17 protein-coding genes are annotated in these 18,521 nt (G+C 54.7%); 7 read left to right on the forward strand and 10 right to left on the reverse strand.

Annotated features, from left to right (window positions below; all coding sequences use genetic code 11):
• Positions 1-146: 146 nt before the first annotated feature.
• From AC22LX_RS04705 to pepT, 3 genes are all read right to left on the reverse strand, one after another.
• Positions 147-380, reverse strand: coding sequence for a hypothetical protein (locus AC22LX_RS04705; RefSeq protein ID WP_157843848.1), 234 nt, complete (start codon positions 378-380; stop codon positions 147-149).
• A gap of 8 nt (positions 381-388) precedes the next feature.
• The gene (locus tag AC22LX_RS04710) at positions 389-880 is read right to left on the reverse strand and encodes an REP-associated tyrosine transposase (RefSeq protein WP_045393742.1); all 492 of its coding nucleotides are present in this window, start codon (positions 878-880) and stop codon (positions 389-391) included.
• An 88-nt stretch (positions 881-968) separates the two neighbouring features.
• Complete coding sequence (gene pepT / locus AC22LX_RS04715) at positions 969-2,192, reverse strand: peptidase T (RefSeq protein WP_045393740.1); 1,224 nt, start codon at positions 2,190-2,192, stop codon at positions 969-971.
• Positions 2,193-2,446: 254 nt separating this feature from the next.
• On the opposite strand from pepT, the gene potA reads away from it, so the two are divergent.
• From potA to AC22LX_RS04740, 5 genes are all read left to right on the forward strand, one after another.
• Positions 2,447-3,583, forward strand: coding sequence for a spermidine/putrescine ABC transporter ATP-binding protein PotA (gene potA, locus AC22LX_RS04720; protein ID WP_045393738.1), 1,137 nt, complete (start codon positions 2,447-2,449; stop codon positions 3,581-3,583).
• Entirely contained in the window at positions 3,567-4,424 is an 858-nt protein-coding gene (potB, locus tag AC22LX_RS04725) for a spermidine/putrescine ABC transporter permease PotB (protein WP_041908286.1), read from the forward strand. Before potA ends, potB begins: the two co-directional genes overlap by 17 nt.
• Entirely contained in the window at positions 4,421-5,206 is a 786-nt protein-coding gene (potC, locus tag AC22LX_RS04730; RefSeq protein ID WP_045393735.1) for a spermidine/putrescine ABC transporter permease PotC, read from the forward strand. Before potB ends, potC begins: the two co-directional genes overlap by 4 nt.
• Positions 5,203-6,249 carry a spermidine/putrescine ABC transporter substrate-binding protein PotD gene (potD, locus tag AC22LX_RS04735; RefSeq protein ID WP_020079135.1) on the forward strand — a complete coding sequence of 349 codons (1,047 nt, stop codon included), beginning with the start codon at positions 5,203-5,205 and terminating at the stop codon, positions 6,247-6,249. Before potC ends, potD begins: the two co-directional genes overlap by 4 nt.
• A gap of 323 nt (positions 6,250-6,572) precedes the next feature.
• Entirely contained in the window at positions 6,573-7,448 is an 876-nt protein-coding gene (locus tag AC22LX_RS04740; RefSeq protein ID WP_045393733.1) for a DUF6708 domain-containing protein, read from the forward strand.
• A 145-nt stretch (positions 7,449-7,593) separates the two neighbouring features.
• Here the strand turns inward: AC22LX_RS04740 and AC22LX_RS04745 are convergent, their stop codons facing one another.
• The 6 genes from AC22LX_RS04745 to lolC all read right to left on the reverse strand — a co-directional run bounded on the left by AC22LX_RS04745 (position 7,594) and on the right by lolC (position 13,014).
• On the reverse strand, positions 7,594-7,923 hold the full coding sequence (locus AC22LX_RS04745) for a hypothetical protein (protein ID WP_045393731.1): 330 nt from the start codon (positions 7,921-7,923) through the stop codon (positions 7,594-7,596).
• A gap of 91 nt (positions 7,924-8,014) precedes the next feature.
• Positions 8,015-8,845 (reverse strand): Sir2 family NAD+-dependent deacetylase, encoded by an 831-nt coding sequence (gene cobB, locus AC22LX_RS04750; RefSeq protein ID WP_047050069.1) that lies wholly within the window; start codon positions 8,843-8,845, stop codon positions 8,015-8,017.
• Between the two features lie 14 nt (positions 8,846-8,859).
• Positions 8,860-9,771, reverse strand: coding sequence for an N-acetylglucosamine kinase (gene nagK, locus AC22LX_RS04755; protein ID WP_045393727.1), 912 nt, complete (start codon positions 9,769-9,771; stop codon positions 8,860-8,862).
• A gap of 105 nt (positions 9,772-9,876) precedes the next feature.
• Complete coding sequence (gene lolE / locus AC22LX_RS04760; RefSeq protein ID WP_045393724.1) at positions 9,877-11,121, reverse strand: lipoprotein-releasing ABC transporter permease subunit LolE; 1,245 nt, start codon at positions 11,119-11,121, stop codon at positions 9,877-9,879.
• Positions 11,121-11,822 carry a lipoprotein-releasing ABC transporter ATP-binding protein LolD gene (lolD, locus tag AC22LX_RS04765; RefSeq protein WP_015367168.1) on the reverse strand — a complete coding sequence of 234 codons (702 nt, stop codon included), beginning with the start codon at positions 11,820-11,822 and terminating at the stop codon, positions 11,121-11,123. Before lolD ends, lolE begins: the two co-directional genes overlap by 1 nt.
• A complete protein-coding gene (gene lolC, locus AC22LX_RS04770) occupies positions 11,815-13,014 on the reverse strand; it encodes a lipoprotein-releasing ABC transporter permease subunit LolC (RefSeq protein ID WP_072251518.1) in 1,200 nt (399 codons plus the stop codon). Before lolC ends, lolD begins: the two co-directional genes overlap by 8 nt.
• A 338-nt stretch (positions 13,015-13,352) precedes the next feature.
• On the opposite strand from lolC, the gene mfd reads away from it, so the two are divergent.
• Together mfd and ldtC are read left to right on the forward strand one after the other, a co-directional pair.
• On the forward strand, positions 13,353-16,799 hold the full coding sequence (gene mfd / locus AC22LX_RS04775) for a transcription-repair coupling factor (RefSeq protein WP_045393716.1): 3,447 nt from the start codon (positions 13,353-13,355) through the stop codon (positions 16,797-16,799).
• Positions 16,800-16,964: 165 nt separating this feature from the next.
• Positions 16,965-17,924 carry a L,D-transpeptidase LdtC gene (ldtC, locus tag AC22LX_RS04780; RefSeq protein WP_047066471.1) on the forward strand — a complete coding sequence of 320 codons (960 nt, stop codon included), beginning with the start codon at positions 16,965-16,967 and terminating at the stop codon, positions 17,922-17,924.
• A gap of 216 nt (positions 17,925-18,140) precedes the next feature.
• Here ldtC and bhsA read toward each other — a convergent pair whose 3' ends face one another.
• Positions 18,141-18,398: a multiple stress resistance protein BhsA gene (gene bhsA, locus AC22LX_RS04785; RefSeq protein ID WP_045375056.1), complete on the reverse strand. Its 258-nt coding sequence runs from the start codon at positions 18,396-18,398 to the stop codon at positions 18,141-18,143.
• Positions 18,399-18,521: the final 123 nt, after the last annotated feature.

Genomic DNA, 18,521 nt, shown 5'->3' on the forward strand with positions numbered 1-18,521 from the left:
CCCGGTGGCGCTGCGCTTACCGGGCTTACAAATGGCATCAACCCACATCCTGCCCGGTGGCGCTGCGCTTACCGGGCCTACAAACCACATCAACCCACATCCTGCCCGGTGGCGCTGCGCTTACCGGGCCTACAAACGGCATCAACCTACATCCTGCCCGGTGGCGCTGCGCTTACCGGGCCTACAACGGCATCAACCACACCCTGCCCGGTGGCGCTACGCTTGCCGGGCTTACAAACCACATCAACCCACATCCTGCCCGGTGGCGCTGCGCTTACCGGGCCTACAACGGCATCAACCACACCCTGCCCGGTGGCGCTACGCTTGCCGGGCCTACAAATGGCATCAGCACCGTAGGCCGGATAAGGCGTAGCCGCCATCCGGCATATTACCGCCGCTCTCCGGCATCCATTTCGGCGATGTGCCCTGCCCAATCCTCAGGATATAACCCCAGCCTCACATCACGATGGAACGTTGAATATGGCCAATCACTCACGCGTCCGACAAGCCGGTGTTTCACTGGATTGATATAAACGTAATCCATATGACGCCGATAATCTTCATCATTACGGATAGCATGTTCCCAAAAACGCGGCTGCCAGATCTGGCTCTGCGCTAACGCACGCGTAAAAGACTTTTTAATTTCCCGCCAACGACCAGAATAATCGGAATCACCTTCCGGCAACGTCCAAATACAGTGCATATGTTCAGGTAACACAACCCAACTGTTAATCTGGAAAGGTCTCTTACGTTTAGCACAGGCTATCGCGGCACGAAGATGATCAGTATGTCGTGTCAGCAGATCGCTGTGGCGATTTTGCAGGTTTACGGTGAAAAACCAGCAGCCGCCAGGGAGATAACTACGGCGATAATTTGACATCAGAGGTTCCCTCCTCTTCAGCTTATATGGACTCTTTTTGCCCGGTGGCGACTCACGCCTTACCGGGCCTACAGGATCGGGCTCTGGTTTAGCGTTTCGCCGTCAACTCCGCAATCCGCACAATCACCTGCACGGCTTTCTCCATGCCTTCCAGAGTGACAAACTCGTGCTTACCGTGATAGTTGTAGCCGCCGGTAAACAGATTCGGGCACGGTAATCCCATAAACGAGAGCTGGGCGCCGTCGGTACCGCCGCGTATTGGCTTTATCTGCGGCTCGATATCGCAGTCCACCATCGCCTGACGCGCGATGTCCACTACGTGCGGATGGGCAATCACCTTCTCATGCATGTTGTAATAGCTATCTTCGATCACCAGTTCAATGTAGCAGTCAGGGTGCAGCCCTTTACCGACCTTTTTGGCGATCTCCATCATTTTGCGTTTACGCGCTTCAAACTGCTTGCGATCGAAATCACGCAAAATATAGTGCATCTCCGCCCGGTCAACGCTGCCTTTGATGCTGGTCAGGTGATAAAAGCCTTCATAACCGTCGGTGGTTTCCGGCGCTTCATTGGCGGGCACTTCGGCATGAATTCGCGCCGCCAGCGATAAAGCGTTAACCATCACCCCTTTCGCGGTACCTGGATGCACATTATTGCCAACGATTTTGATAGTGACCGACGCGGCATTGAAGTTTTCAAATTCCAGCTCACCGACCCCGCCGCCATCAACGGTGTACGCCCAGCGGGCATCAAACGCGGCAACGTCAAAGTGCTTCGCGCCTTTCCCGACCTCTTCATCCGGCGTAAAAGCAACACGAATATCACCGTGAGGGATTTTTTTCGCCCGCAGCGTCGCCAGCGCCGTCATGATCTCAGCGATGCCCGCTTTGTCGTCGGCGCCGAGCAGCGTTTTACCGTCGGTGGTAATAAGCGTCTGGCCTAACAGCTGATGCAGAACCGGGAACATCACCGGCGACAACACTTCATCGCCGATGCCGAGGGCGATATCGCCGCCGCGGTAGTTTTCAACAATTTGCGGATTCACGTTCTTACCGCTGAAATCCGGCGAGGTATCGACGTGGGAAATAAAACCGATGGCCGGGATTTCCCCTGCGACATTGGCCGGCAGCGTCCCCATCACCGTACCCTTCTCACTTAGCGTCACGTTGACCAGCCCCATTTCTTCCAGCTGGCTCTGCAGCAAACGCAGCAGCTTCCACTGCCCTTCGGTACTGGGAACCTGACGTACGCCAGGCTTCGATTGCGTATCTAAAGAAACATACTGCAGAAAACGCTCAAGCAATTTATCCATGTGGCCACCCTCTTTTTTTGTGACAACATTATCAATAAGGGCGAAAAGACAAATATTGCGTCAGGTCATTTTTAGCCCGTAAACCAAAATTTAATACATTTGCGTGCATTCTGTGTAAAGGTGATACACCGCAGAACAACAATGATTGGCGATTACAATCGTTTGCCGTAAAATGCTGGCCCTTATTAATTATGTGCAACCCCAAAGGTGGTTAATCACAAACCCCGCAGCGATCCCTTTTCCGTTGCGTCTACATGGGACAGAGTCAAAAATTGAATATACAACCGCGTTCGCTTTCTCCGCTGGTACAACTCGCGGGAATTCGCAAAAGCTTTGATGGTAAGACCGTTATCTCCGATCTCAACTTAACCATCAATAATGGTGAATTTCTCACCCTGCTTGGCCCCTCTGGCTGCGGTAAAACAACCGTTCTTCGTCTAATCGCTGGTCTGGAAAGCGTCGATGTCGGACGTATCCACCTGGAAGACCAGGATATCACCCATGTCCCGGCGGAAAACCGCCACGTCAATACCGTATTCCAAAGCTACGCGCTATTCCCGCACATGACGGTGTTTGAAAACGTTGCCTTCGGCCTGCGGATGCAAAAAACCCCGGCGGCAGAAATCACCCCGCGGGTGGTGGATGCATTGAAAATGGTACAGCTGGAGGAGTTTGCCCAACGCAAACCCCACCAGCTCTCCGGCGGCCAGCAGCAGCGCGTCGCCATCGCCCGGGCGGTGGTCAATAAACCGCGTCTGCTGCTGCTTGATGAGTCGCTCTCGGCGCTCGACTACAAGCTGCGTAAGCAGATGCAGAACGAACTCAAAGCGCTACAGCGCAAGCTCGGCATCACTTTTGTTTTCGTCACCCATGACCAGGAAGAAGCCCTGACGATGTCCGACCGCATTGTGGTAATGCGCGATGGCAAAATCGAGCAGGACGGTACCCCGCGTGAAATCTACGAAGAGCCGAAGAATCTGTTCGTCGCCAGTTTTATTGGCGAAATCAACATATTCAACGCAACCGTTATTGAACGCCTGGATGAACAGCGCGTACGCGCCTGCGTCGAAGGCCGCGAGTGCAATATCTACGTCAACTTCGCCGTTGAAAAAGGGCAACAGCTGAACGTACTGCTCCGTCCGGAAGATCTACGCGTTGATGAAATTCATCACGGTAGCGAAGCAGACGGCCTTATCGGCTACGTGCGCGAGCGCAACTACAAGGGAATGACCCTTGAGTCGGTTGTTGAGCTGGAAAACGGCAAGATGGTCATGGTCAGCGAATTCTTCAATGAAGACGATCCGGACTTTGACCACTCGCTCGACCAGAAAATGGCCATTAACTGGGTAGAAAGCTGGGAGGTTGTGCTGGCCGATGAAGAACACCAGTAAATTCCAGAATGTGGTGATCGCCACCATCGTGGGCTGGCTTGTACTGTTCGTCTTTCTGCCCAACCTGATGATCATCGCCACCAGCTTCCTGACCCGCGACGATGCGAACTTCGTCAAAATGGTCTTCACGCTCGATAACTACTCGCGGCTGCTGGATCCGCTCTATTACGATGTGCTGCTGCATTCGTTGAATATGGCGCTGCTGGCGACCCTCGCCTGCCTGGCGTTGGGCTATCCGTTCGCGTGGTTTCTGGCGCGCTTGCCGCAAAAAGTACGCCCGCTGCTGCTATTCCTGCTGATCGTTCCGTTCTGGACTAACTCGCTTATTCGTATCTATGGGCTGAAGATTTTCCTCAGTACCAAAGGCTATCTGAACGAGTTCCTGCTGTGGTCAGGGGTTATCGATACGCCGGTACGCATTATGTACACGCCGTCAGCAGTGATCATCGGCCTGGTCTACATTTTGCTGCCGTTTATGGTGATGCCACTCTACTCCAGCATTGAAAAACTGGATCGTCCGCTGCTGGAGGCGGCAAAAGACCTCGGCGCCAGCAAGCTGCAGACCTTTATCCGCATCATTATACCGCTCACCATGCCGGGAATTATCGCCGGCTGTCTGCTGGTGATGCTGCCGGCAATGGGGCTCTTTTATGTTTCAGACCTGATGGGCGGCGCCAAAAACCTGCTGATCGGCAACGTTATCAAGAGTCAGTTCCTGAATATCCGCGACTGGCCGTTCGGCGCGGCGACCAGTATCACCTTAACGCTGGTGATGGGGCTGATGTTGTTGATTTACTGGCGCGCGGCGCGCCTGCTGAATAAAAAGGTGGAGCTGGAATGATCGGTCGACTGCTGCGCGGCGGCTTTATGACCGCCATTTACGCGTATCTCTACATCCCTATTATTATTCTGATCGTTAACTCGTTTAACCGCTCGCGCTTTGGCATCAACTGGCAAGGCTTCACCACCGACTGGTATAGCCTGCTGATGAATAACGATAGCCTGCTGCAGGCCGCCCAGCATTCGCTGACCATGGCAGTGTTGTCGGCGACCTTCGCCACGCTTATCGGCTCGCTCACCGCCGTGGCGCTGTATCGCTACCGTTTTCGCGGTAAGCCGTTCGTCAGCGGAATGCTATTCGTCGTGATGATGTCGCCGGATATCGTGATGGCTATCTCCCTGCTGGTGCTGTTTATGCTGATCGGTATTCAATTGGGTTTCTGGTCGCTGCTGTTTTCGCATATCACCTTCTGCCTGCCCTTCGTGGTGGTAACCGTGTTCTCACGCCTGAAAGGCTTTGATGTGCGCATGCTGGAAGCGGCGAAAGACCTCGGCGCCAGCGAGATGACCATCCTGCGCAAAATTATCCTGCCGCTGGCGCTGCCGGCGGTAGCGGCCGGGTGGCTGTTGAGCTTTACCCTGTCGATGGATGACGTGGTGGTCTCTTCGTTTGTCACCGGTCCGGGTTATGAAATCCTGCCGCTGAAGATCTATTCCATGGTTAAGGTCGGCGTTTCGCCAGAAGTGAACGCGCTGGCGACGATTCTGTTGGTTCTTTCGCTGGTGATGGTCATCGCCAGTCAGTTAATTGCACGTGATAAAACTCAGGGGACGTCAAAATGAAAAAATGGTCACGCCACCTGCTCGCTGCGGGCGCTCTGGCTTTAGGCATGGGCGCCGCGCAGGCAGACGATAGCAAAACGCTCTACTTCTATAACTGGACCGAATACGTGCCGCCAGGCCTGCTGGAACAGTTCACCAAAGAGACCGGCATCAAGGTGATCTATTCGACCTACGAGTCGAATGAAACCATGTACGCCAAGCTCAAAACCTATAAAGATGGCGCTTACGATCTGGTGGTGCCATCGACCTATTTCGTCGACAAAATGCGTAAAGAAGGTATGCTGCAAAAGATTGATAAGAGCAAGCTGAGTAACTTCAGCAACCTCGATCCGCAGATGCTGAATAAACCTTTCGATCCGAATAACGACTACTCGATTCCCTACATCTGGGGCGCGACGGCAATCGGCGTCAATAGCGATGCTATCGACCCGAAAACCGTGACCAGTTGGGCCGACCTGTGGAAACCGGAATATAAAAGCAGCCTGCTGCTGACCGACGACGCGCGCGAGGTGTTCCAGATGGCGCTGCGTAAACTGGGCTATTCCGGTAACACCACCGATCCAAAAGAGATTGAAGCGGCTTATAACGAGCTGAAAAAACTGATGCCAAACGTCGCGGCGTTCAACTCCGATAACCCGGCAAACCCGTATATGGAAGGCGAAGTGAACCTCGGCATGGTATGGAACGGTTCCGCTTATGTCGCGCGTCAGGCAGGTACCCCGTTGGAAGTGATTTGGCCAAAAGAAGGCGGCATCTTCTGGATGGATAGCCTGTCTATTCCGGCGAATGCCAAAAACGTTGACGGCGCGCTGAAGCTAATTAACTTCCTGTTGCGCCCTGATGTCGCGAAACAGGTAGCTGAAACTATCGGTTATCCGACGCCGAACCTGGCCGCGCGCAAAATGCTCAGCCCGGAAGTCGCCAACGATAAATCGCTGTATCCGGATGCCGCCACTATCGAAAAAGGCGAATGGCAAAATGATGTCGGCAGCGCCAGCGCTATTTATGAAGAGTATTACCAGAAGTTGAAAGCCGGTCGTTAATTGTCATACTATGCTGGATAGCGTCGATGCTATCCAGCATATAAAAAGCTAATATATTCACTACCAATTATCCGCTAATAAGCATATACAAATAAAGTGCTGCGGGTTATTCATTTCGCCCGAACTTATTCAATCGCTATATATATTGCTTCTCACTCGCGCTGTCGTTATTCTACATCGTTCTTGCTGCTTTACGGGTGGCGCTAATCTGCATAAATAAAACAAGGTAACGCTGAAAGAGATAATCGTCATTATTTAGCACGCCAAACATAACCGAAATGAATATCTAAAGGATTAACCCCGACATTACATAAGGACATGGAATGAAAAACAACATAAAAATTAAAGCCCCGCCACTCTTCGGCGTTACGGAAGTTAATGATATTTACTGTGATATCAGTAGGAATGTACCACGAAGTGAGTGGTTAGGCGTCACCTTACCTTTTGCCTTAGTTTTTGTTTCGCTGTTAGGCCTGTTTATTATCGTGCCTTTGGTTGGTTACCTTCAGGAGCTAATATTTGTTGTCCCAATACTTATCCTGTTGTTATATAGCGCAATACATGCACTACGCCTTTTCATTAGCAAGCCCAAGGATATGATAATTCGGCTAAATCGCCGTCAGCAGAAAATCTATATCCAGAAGCATTGCCATAACCATAATATTTTTGCTAAATGGCCCGTTGAAACGCTAGTTTTCGACTGGAGTGACGTTATTCGCCCCAGTTTCAGAAACGGTTCCGGTTCGGCAAGTTCACGGACGTGGTATGCCTGGCATATTAATCCACCTGACAGCCCAAAGGTCAAAATTATCATCAGCGATGATAATATACCTTTATTTTTTTACGCATCACGTTACTTCATTAGCATTGAGGATACGATTATTAGCTATGCCGAGTCCTGGCAATGGTGTAACGATTATATGAATGGTATAAATTCTCCCGTTACTCTTTTGACACAACCTCGCGCCACCTTTAAATACTGCGTAACGACGCTGAGCAATAGATTGTTATCACGCGTCGATGATAGCGATCGCTGGACCACCATTTTCCCTATCCGTAATCCATTCTTTTGGTTGATATCATTTCTTTTTGTGCCAATTATATTAATCGATGCGCTGGCGCTGCGCAGTATTCTGCGAAGACTTCCCGATACACTCTGGTCTGATTTCGCACAGACGGAATCGACGTCGGATAGTTAAATATCAGAAGTGGCCAGAGTGGCTTACAGACCTGTTGTTGCGAGCATTAAAATCTGTCCATAATATTCAGATTGACGGGCTTTCAGTTTTTTGAGCAATAATTCATCGCGGTCGGAAGCTTCCGACCGTTAAGACATTTCTAATTTCACTTCCGTCGCCGGGATTTCCCTCTGGCTTCTCTGCGCTGCAAAAAATCCTCAATGATGCCGAAGATCGCATTAAAGGGTTTCCATAGCACCACCAGCAGCAGCATGGGGCCATATATCCGCACGCTACCTGTTGCAACCTGACCGATGAACAGCAGGGCTAAGCCATCCAGTAGCAGGCACAATGTGCTGCCGATACCAATGACCAGGCACAGCAGGAAGAGGATCGGTCGACTATCGGCGTACATAGGTAAAGCGTTCTGGCTCCATACGCCGACGATAATGGCCGCAATCAACATGATCGCTTCGATAATCAGCGGGTTATGCATAGTCTGACTCCTGTCATGACGTTTCATCCTTGGTAACAGCTCTGCCGGAAGCAAAGGGCTGTGCCCATGCTACCCGGCAGGCTGATTAAGTTTATAGCGAGTTTTCCTGCAACAGCTTATCGATGAAGGCTGGCACGACTTCGCTTGCCAGCCCGTAATGTTTCTCAGCGAATTCGCTGCCGACCTGGCTTGGTTCAAGGTTAAGCTCGACGGTATGCGCGCCGTGCAGACGAGCTTCATGGACAAAACCTGCGGCCGGGTAGACGTGACCGGAAGTCCCAATCGCGATAAAGATATCGGCCTCGGCCAACCCGCTGTAGATCTCATCCATGCCCAGCGGCATCTCGCCGAACCATACCACATGCGGGCGCAGCGCCGCCGGGAACTGGCAGCAGTGGCATTTGTCATCCGCCGTCACGTCGCCGGTCCACTCCAGCACCTGTCCGCTCCACGAACAGCGCACTTTCAGTAACTCGCCGTGCATATGGATAACCCGGCGGTTACCCGCGCGCTCGTGCAGATTATCGATGTTCTGCGTCACCAGCAGAAAACGATCGCCCAGCGCCTCTTCCAGCCTCGCCAGCGCCAGATGCGCGGCATTGGGCGCGATTTCCGCGCTCTGCAACTGGCGGCGGCGGGCGTTATAAAACGCCTGCACCAACGCCGGGTCACGGGCAAAACCTTCCGGCGTCGCCACATCTTCCACCCGGTGCTCTTCCCACAGGCCATCGGCGGCGCGGAAGGTTTTAATCCCCGACTCCGCCGAAATACCGGCGCCGGTTAACACCACCACCCGCGGTTTGTCTATTGCCTGCGGCGGCGTTTTGTCTTCGCCGAAGAAGACACGTTGCCGTAAGCGATCGCGCAACTGGCGTTTTTTACGGCGGAAACGGCTTAAGCGATGTAAGCGGCGCGACAGCATAGCTACCCCTGTAATTAATGAGTCAAATGAAGGAAGGCCGCACCGCGCATACCTCCGGCGTCGCCGTGACGCGCGCGCTCAATGCGCGGCACCCGGGCGACCGGAAGCAAATGACGCGGCAGGCGCTGCGCCAGCCCTTCGGTTATAGCAGTAAAATTAGATAATCCGCCACCTAACACCAGCAGATCCGGATCGACAATGGTGAGGATATTGCCCAGACAAACGGCCAGTAGATCGAGGTAACGTTCGACGTGCTCCCGCGCCTGCGCATCACCCTGCTGCCACAGATCGACGATCTGTGGCGAAGTTAAGGATTGATGATAAAAATGCTGATACAGCCAGGCGAATCCGCGGCCGGAAAGATAGTTCTCGATGCAGCCGAGCTGGCCGCAGCCGCAGCGGGTTAGCGGAAAATCGCGCCCCACTACTTCCAGGGCGTCCACCGGCAGACGAATATGACCGAACTCGCCGGTGATGTAGCTGTGACCGGTTATTGATTTGCCGTTAAGCACGATCCCGCCGCCGACGCCGGTGCCGAGGATTAACCCCATCACCAGCGGATATTGGGTAAATTCATCATCCCACGCTTCAGATAACGCAAAGCAGTTGGCGTCATTATCAAGACGAACTTCACGCCCCAGGCGTGCGCTGAGATCAACGCGCAGCGGTTGGCCGCTGGCGGCGGGAACGTTGGCGGCATACAGCTTGCCGTCCGCGGTTTCCGGCATACCGGGGATACCGATACCGACCGCGCCCTCCACGCCAAAGCGCCGATCGGCTTCGCGAACCAGCGCTTCAATCGCCTGCAGGAAAGCCTCATAGCTTTCCGTCGGAGTGGGGACGCGTTTTTCCCACTGCAGTTGTCGGGCGTTATCAAATACGCCCAACGCTATCTTGCTGCCGCCAATGTCAAATCCGTAGTACATTTCAGCCATTCCTCTTATTGGCCCCAACCCCTCATCCTTTGGGCTGTATCTGCTTTCACAGCACTGGCCTAAGGGATGCGGCGTTTGACGGGCCACGACGATAAATTACTGGCCACTCAGCACCCTCGCCGGGTCAATACGACTGGCGCGGCGGGCGGGATACCAGCTGGCCAGCAAACTCAGCAACAGTGCTGTCACCAGCACATAAACGACGTCCAGCCAGTGCAATTCAGACGGCAGGAAGTCAATAAAATAGATGTCGCCGGAAAGGAATTTATGCCCGATCAACGTTTCGATACCGTTGATAATCGATGTCAGCTTCAGCGCGGCTACCACGCCGATAACCACCCCGATCAGGCTCCCGACCGAACCGGCCAATAAACCATACCATACGAAAATCGCGCGGATTAAGCCGTCTTTCGCGCCAAGCGTGCGCAGCACCGCAATATCGCCGCTTTTATCTTTTACCGCCATCACCAGCGTCGAGACGATGTTAAAACAGGCGACGCCGATAACCAGTACCATGGCGAGATACATAATGGCGCGAATCATCTGAATATCACGGTACATATAGCCATAAGTGCCGATCCAGCTCTTGATATAGACGTAGCTGTTGGTCACCTCGCCGGCGTCGCGTACCAGCGTATTGGCGTGGAAAACGTCGGTGACTTTAATGGCGATGCCGGTCACGCTGCTGCCCATATCCAGATACTGCTGGGCGTCCGCCATCGGGATCATCGCGAAGCTATGGTCCAGTTGGCCGCTCAGTTGCAGAATCCCGGTCACGTGTAGCCTGACGCGTTTCGGCTGCAACAGCTGGTGCTCGGAATCTGAATTGGGGATCATGATCGACACCCAATCGCCCTGCTTCACATGCAGCGCATCGGCGACGCCTTTGCCCAGAATAACCTGCTGCTCGCCGGCCTTAAAACCTGCCCATGCGTTGTTCTGCACAAAGTTTGGTAGCGAACTCAGGCGGCTCTCCTGCTGCGGATCGACGCCCTTGACCTGAATGGCGCGCATATTGCTGCCGCTCTCCACCAGCCCGGTAAAGTTGATATAGGGCGCAGCGGCGACGATGCCTTTCACTTTTTCAACCTTCGACAGCGCCTCGTTCCAGTTATTCCACGGCTGGTTAACCGGCTCGATTTCGCCGTGCGGCACCACCGCCAGAATGCGATTATTGAGCTCGCGCTCGAAACCGTTCATCGCGCTCAGGCCGACGATCAGTACCGCCACCCCTAATGCGATGCCGATAGTAGAGATGACGGAAATCAGCGAAACCATGCCGCCGCGGCGTCTGCCGCGGCTAAAACGCAACGCAATCAGTAACGATAACGGTGAAGCCATTACTGGGCCCCCATCAGGGTCAGGTCGGCCGTCAGGCGGCCATCGCGCATCTCCAGCTGGCGGTTCATCCGTTTCGCCAGCTGCAGGTCATGAGTCACCACCAGGAAAGCGGTACGCTGCGCCACGTTGAGCTCGCCCAGCAGCTCAAAAATGCTGTCGGCGTTGCGGGCGTCGAGGTTGCCGGTCGGTTCATCAGCCAGTACCAGCCGCGGTTTGTTCACCAGCGCCCGAGCAATCGCCACGCGCTGGCGCTCGCCGCCGGAAAGCTCAGACGGACGATGGTGGCTACGGTGTTCCAGGCCCACCGCCTGCAGCATCGCTTTCGCCTGGCGTTCAATATCCGCCGCTTTTTTCTTGCCAATCAGCAGCGGCATCGCCACGTTTTCCAGCGCGGTAAAGTCCGGCAGCAGGTGGTGGAACTGATAGATAAACCCGAGTTCGCGATTACGCAGATCGGCGCGAGCCGCGGCGGAGAGCGAGCTCATCGGCTGACCGGAGAAAATAACATCGCCGGAGGTCGGCGTATCCAGCCCGCCAAGCAGGTGCAGTAGCGTACTTTTGCCGGAACCTGAAGAGCCGACAATCGCCATCATTTCACCCTCTTGAATGCTGAAGCTGACATCGTGCAGCACATCGGTTTGCACGTTGCCTTCCTGATAGCGTTTGCACAGGTTGTCGCATTGCAGCAGGATCTTATTCATAACGTAAAGCCTCAGCGGGTTGGGTGGCGGCAGCGCGCCAGGAAGGATACAACGTAGACAACAGGGCCAGCGCCATCGCCACCAGAGCGATAATAATCACCTGCAGCGGCTCAATCGCCACCGGCAGGGCCGCGCCGTCCAAAAACGCGCCGATAATCGGCATCAAATTATTCAGCTGGCTGGCCAACAGCACGCCGAGCAGCGCGCCAAGCAGCGCGCCGACAATACCAGCGCTGGCACCCTGTACCATAAAGACGGCCATGATCTGCCGCGGCGTCAGCCCCTGGGTCTGCAGAATAGCCACCTCGCCCTGCTTCTCCATCACCATCATGCCAAGAGAGGTAATGATGTTGAAAGCGGCGACGGCGACGATCAGGCTCAGCAGCAGCCCCATCATATTTTTCTCCATTCGCACGGCCTGGAACAGCTCGCCTTTGCGCTCGCGCCAGTCCTGCCATTTGGTGCCGTCGGGCAGCTTCTGTTGACTGAGCGTATCAACCTGCAGCGGTTGGCTGAGCCACAGACGCCAGCCGGTAATATTGCCCAGCGGATAGCGCATCAGGCGGGAGGCGTCATCAATGTTGGTCAGCATTTGATAGCCATCGACTTCGCTGTTGGCGGCAAAGGTGCCGATGACGTTAAACAAACGCTGGCTCGGGACACGGCCCATCGGCGTAAACTGGCTGGCGGAAGGCACCATCACGCGAATTTGATCGCCACGGTTAACCCCCAACTGGCCGGCCAGCTGTTCACCGAGAATGACGTTATATTTGCCGGCCTGCAGATCGCTTTGTTTCACGTTCACCAGGTAAGGCGTCAGCGGATCTTTTTGCGCCGGGTCGATACCCAGCATCACGCCGACGGCGACGCTGCGGGCGCTTTGCAGCACCACATCACCGGTGGTGAGCGGCGCGACGCGCGTCACGCCCTGCAGCTTAACGGCGCTTTCCGGCATTTTTTGCGGGTTGATAGAGCCCTGCTGGGCGCTAATGATAGCCTGCGGCATCAGCCCCAGGATGTTGTTTTGCAGCTCACGCTCAAAACCGTTCATCACCGACAGGACGGTCACCAGCGCCATCACGCCAAGCGTAATGCCGATGGTCGAAAGCCAGGAGACGAAACGGCCGAAGCGGTCGGCTGCGCGCCCGCGCATGTAGCGAAGGCCGATAAATAGTGCGGCAGGTTGGTACATGTAATCCATCTGGTTGCTGATAGCCGATGTTCGAGTATATATGGCATAGCCCAACGCGTAAATCGCTGATACGGTAGATTTTTTCGCCAAAATAACAAAGTAATAGTTTTAAATCAGAGGGTTAATTTAGAGTGTATATATTTATCAATCGCCTTGCGCTGTAGAAAACATGGCGCAGGAGGCCAATCGGGTTGGCGAAATCAGACCAATTGCGGATAATCAGAGACATTGAATATCAGCAATTTGCCCCTACATCGTAGAGCGAGTTGGCCGACTGCGGCCAAACAGTACAAACAATCGCCTGATGGGATAGGCGCTAAGGGATCCTGACAACCGTTATGCCTGAACAATATCGCTATACTCTGCCGGTCAAAGCCGGCGATCAGCGCCAGCTTGGCGAACTCACCGGCGCCGCCTGCGCCACGCTGGTAGCCGAAATGGCCGAACGCCATCATGGCCCGGTGGTGCTGGTTGCGCCCGACATGCAAAACGCCCTGCGTTTGAATGATGAAATCAGGCAATTTACCGATAGCATGGTGATCGGCCTCGCTGACTGGGAAACCCTGCCCTACGATAGCTTTTCGCCACATCAGGATATTATCTCTTCGCGCCTTGCGACTTTATATCAGTTGCCGACCATGCAGCGCGGGGTGCTTATCGTTCCCGTAAGCACTCTGATGCAGAAGGTCTGCCCGCATAATTATCTGCACGGTCACGCGCTGGTAATGAAAAAAGGGCAGCGTCTGTCGCGCGATGCGCTACGCACGCAGTTGGACAGCGCCGGTTACCGCCATGTCGATCAGGTAATGGAACACGGCGAATACGCGACCCGCGGCGCCCTGCTCGATCTCTTCCCGATGGGCAGCGAGCAGCCCTATCGCCTCGATTTCTTTGATGACGAAATAGACAGCCTGCGGTTATTCGATGTTGATAGCCAGCGTACTCTGGAAGAAGTCGAGGCCATCAATCTGCTGCCGGCGCATGAGTTCCCGACCGACCAGGCGGCGATCGAACTGTTCCGCAGCCAGTGGCGCGATCGCTTTGACGTGAAGCGCGACCCGGAACATATCTACCAGCAGGTGAGCAAAGGTACCCTGCCCGCCGGGATCGAATACTGGCAACCGCTGTTCTTCAACGAGCCGCTGCCGCCGCTGTTTAGCTATTTCCCGCCCAGTACGCTGATTGTGAATACCGGCGATCTGGAGCACAGCGCCGAGCGTTTCCAGAATGAGACCCGCGCCCGCTTTGAAAACCGCGGCGTCGATCCGATGCGCCCGCTGCTACCGCCGGAGCAGCTGTGGCTGCGCAGCGACGAGCTTTTTAGCGAGCTGAAAAAATGGCCGCGGGTCCAGTTAAAAACTGAACGTCTGGCGGAGAAAGCCGCTCATACTAACCTCGGCTATCAACCCCTGCCTGAGCTGGCGATTCAGGCGCAAAATAAAGCGCCGCTGGACAACCTGCGTCGCTTCCTTGAATCCTTCAGCGGCCCGGTGATTTTCTCAGTGGAAAGCGAAGGCCGCCGCGAGGCGCTGAGCGAAATGCTGGCACGCATCAAAGTTGCGCCAAAACATATATTGCGCCTGCAGGAAGCAACCGGAAATGGTCGCTTCCTGATGATCGGCGCCGCCGAGCACGGATTTATCGACAGCCAGGCAAATCTGGCGCTGATTTGCGAAAGCGATCTGCTGGGCGAACGCGTCGCCCGCCGCCGTCAGGATTCCCGCCGTACCATTAACCCCGACACGCTCATTCGCAACCTGGCGGAACTGCATATCGGACAGCCGGTGGTACACCTTGAACACGGGGTGGGTCGTTATGCGGGGATGACCACCCTCGAAGCCGGGGGCATCAAAGGCGAATATCTGATGCTGACCTACGCCAACGACGCCAAACTGTACGTCCCGGTATCGTCACTGCATTTGATTAGCCGCTACGCCGGCGGCGCGGAAGAAAATGCGCCGCTACACAAGCTGGGCGGCGATGCCTGGGCGCGGGCAAGGCAAAAAGCGGCGGAGAAAGTGCGCGACGTGGCCGCCGAACTGCTGGATATCTACGCCCAGCGCGCGGCCAAAGAAGGCTTCGCCTTTAAGCATGACCGCGAGCAGTATCAATTATTCTGCGACGGTTTCCCGTTCGAAACCACGCCGGATCAGGCGCAGGCAATTAACGCCGTTCTCAGCGATATGTGCCAGCCGCTGGCAATGGACCGCCTGGTCTGCGGCGACGTTGGCTTCGGGAAAACCGAAGTGGCGATGCGCGCCGCCTTCCTCGCCGTCGAAAACCACAAACAGGTGGCCGTGCTGGTGCCGACCACCCTGCTCGCCCAGCAGCACTACGATAACTTCCGCGACCGCTTCGCCAACTGGCCGGTACGTATTGAGATGCTATCCCGTTTCCGCAGCGCCAAAGAGCAGGCGCAGATCCTTGAACAGGCGGCAGAAGGTAAAATCGATATTCTGATCGGTACCCATAAGCTGCTGCAAAATGAAGTCAAGCTGCGCGACCTGGGTCTGCTTATCGTCGATGAAGAACACCGCTTCGGGGTGCGTCATAAAGAACGCATCAAGGCGATGCGCGCGGACGTCGATATCCTGACGCTGACCGCCACGCCTATTCCGCGTACGCTGAATATGGCGATGAGCGGAATGCGCGATCTGTCCATTATCGCCACCCCGCCAGCTCGCCGTCTGGCGGTAAAAACCTTTGTCCGCGAATATGACGCGCTGGTGGTTCGCGAGGCGATCCTGCGTGAAGTCCTGCGCGGCGGTCAGGTTTACTATCTGTATAACGATGTTGAAAATATTCAGAAAGCGGCGGATCGTCTGGCTGAACTGGTACCGGAGGCGCGAATTGCCATCGGTCACGGCCAGATGCGCGAACGCGAACTGGAACGGGTGATGAATGATTTCCATCACCAGCGTTTTAACGTGCTGGTCTGTACGACAATCATTGAAACCGGCATCGATATCCCAACCGCCAATACCATCATCATTGAGCGCGCCGATCACTTCGGCCTTGCCCAGCTGCACCAGCTGCGCGGCCGCGTGGGTCGTTCGCACCATCAGGCCTACGCCTGGCTGCTCACCCCACATCCAAAAGCGATGACTACAGACGCGCAGAAACGCCTGGAAGCTATCGCTTCGCTGGAAGACCTCGGCGCCGGTTTTGCCCTCGCGACCCACGATCTTGAAATTCGCGGCGCCGGCGAACTGCTGGGAGAAGGTCAGAGCGGACAGATGGAAACCATTGGCTTCTCGCTGTATATGGAACTGCTGGAGAACGCCGTCGATGCCCTGAAAGAGGGTCGCGAGCCGTCGCTGGAAGATCTCACCAGCCAGCAGACGGAAGTGGAGCTGCGCATGCCGGCGCTGCTGCCGGATGACTTTATTCCCGACGTTAACACCCGTCTGTCGTTCTATAAGCGTATCGCCAGCACCAAAAACGAACACGATCTCGATGAGATCAAAGTCGAGCTGATCGATCGCTTTGGTACATTGCCGGATGCGGCGCGTAATTTGCTGGATATCACGCGCCTACGCCAGCAGGCGCAAAAGCTGGGGATCCGCAAGCTGGAGTGCAATGAAAAAGGCGGCGTGATCGAGTTTAACGAGAAAAATAACGTTAATCCGGTCTGGCTTATCGGTCTATTGCAGAAGCAGCCGCAGCATTACCGGCTGGATGGGCCGACAAGGCTCAAATTCTTCCAGGAGCTTGATGAGCGTAAAACGCGCATGGACTGGGTACGCCAGTTTATGCGTCAGCTGGAAGAAAACGCTACCGCTTGAGAACGAAGAGATGCGGTTGTCAAAACCGCATCTCTTTACCTGTCACAGTTAGCAAACTTTACAAACATTTTGCAATCCACCTGGATTTCCCAACACTCTCCCGCGCCATAATTGACATTGATTATCTTATAAAAATAACCGTTTGTTTATTGTGGAATTATGGTAATGATAAATATCTCGCGTGTTTCAACCTGGCTGACGGCATTCGCTCTCGCGGCGACGCTGGCCCTTCCCGCCCGCGCCAATACCTGGCCGTTACCGCCGAGCGGTAGCCGTCTGGTCGGGCAGAATCAGTTTCATGTAGTGCAGGATAACGGCGGGTCGCTGGAAGCGATTGCCAAAAAATACAACGTTGGTTTTCTCGCGCTGCTGCAGGCTAATCCCGGTGTCGATCCTTATGTGCCGCGCGCCGGGAGCGTGCTGACCATCCCGCTGCAGACACTGCTGCCTGACGCCCCCCGTGAAGGTCTGGTGCTCAATATCGCCGAGCTGCGTCTGTACTATTACCCACCGGGACAGAATAGCGTGACCGTTTACCCGATCGGTATCGGCCAGCTTGGCGGCGATACCCTGACTCCGACGATGGTCACTACCGTTTCAGATAAGCGCGCCAACCCGACCTGGACGCCAACCGCCAACATTCGCGCGCGTTATAAAGCGATGGGGATCGATTTGCCGGCAGTGGTTCCGGCCGGGCCGAATAACCCGATGGGACATCACGCGATTCGTCTTGCGGCCTACGGCGGCGTCTATCTACTGCACGGCACCAACGCCGATTTTGGCATCGGGATGCGCGTCAGTTCAGGCTGTATCCGCCTGCGCGATGCTGATATAAAGTCTCTGTATAACAAAATCACGCCGGGCACCAGGGTGAATATCATCAACGAACCTATCAAAGTTTCGGTAGAGCCAAACGGTACCCGTCTGGTGGAAGTCCACCAGCCGCTCTCCGAACATATCAATGACGATCCGCAAACGCTGCCAATCGTCCTGAACGCCAGCATGAAGAACTTTAAGCAGGCGCCGCAGACCAATCAGCAGGTAATGGAAAGCGCGATGGAGCTGCGTTCCGGAATGCCGGTCGATGTAACCCGTCATCAGGTTTCCGCCGAGCAAGCCTTGTAATGCATTTGCGAATTGCAGAAAGTAAAAAACCCGCCAGGCACGGCGGGTTTTTTTGTGGCAATCGCCAGTTTCGCGGGGCGCGGTCCCATGAAGGGGTGTGGACCGCGTCGCGAGAGTGGCATAACAAAGGGAACTACATTTACTGCTTACTACACGCGTTCTGCTGAAGGGGGTCAGGAACGCGTTTTGTCAGTGGCATGACAGGGGTTACAACATTTATTTATAGATAACTGCGGTACCGTGCAGGGTATTAGGACCGGTTACCGAAGTAATGCGGTAAGAGGTCGCCCCCATTTCGTCGGCTTTCTGCGCCAGCTGATCTTCGAGCGAACCCAGATTGGTGCCGGCGGATGCGGAAACGGTACCGATTTTATGTTGGCCTGCTGGGGTGGATTGCACCTCAACAGCGGCGAAACTTGCAAATGAGAGTGAGCTCAGTACGGCAGCAAGTGCCAGTTTTTGGACGTTTTTCATGATTATTATACCTATGCAGATGATTTTTATAGTAGGGTCGTAAGAATTAACTTAACGATCGATAGGTAAATGATAATGTGATCCATGTCACAGGTCAACTCATTTTTATAACGATCATTTAAC

The organism is Klebsiella sp. PK01, from assembly GCF_057624675.1.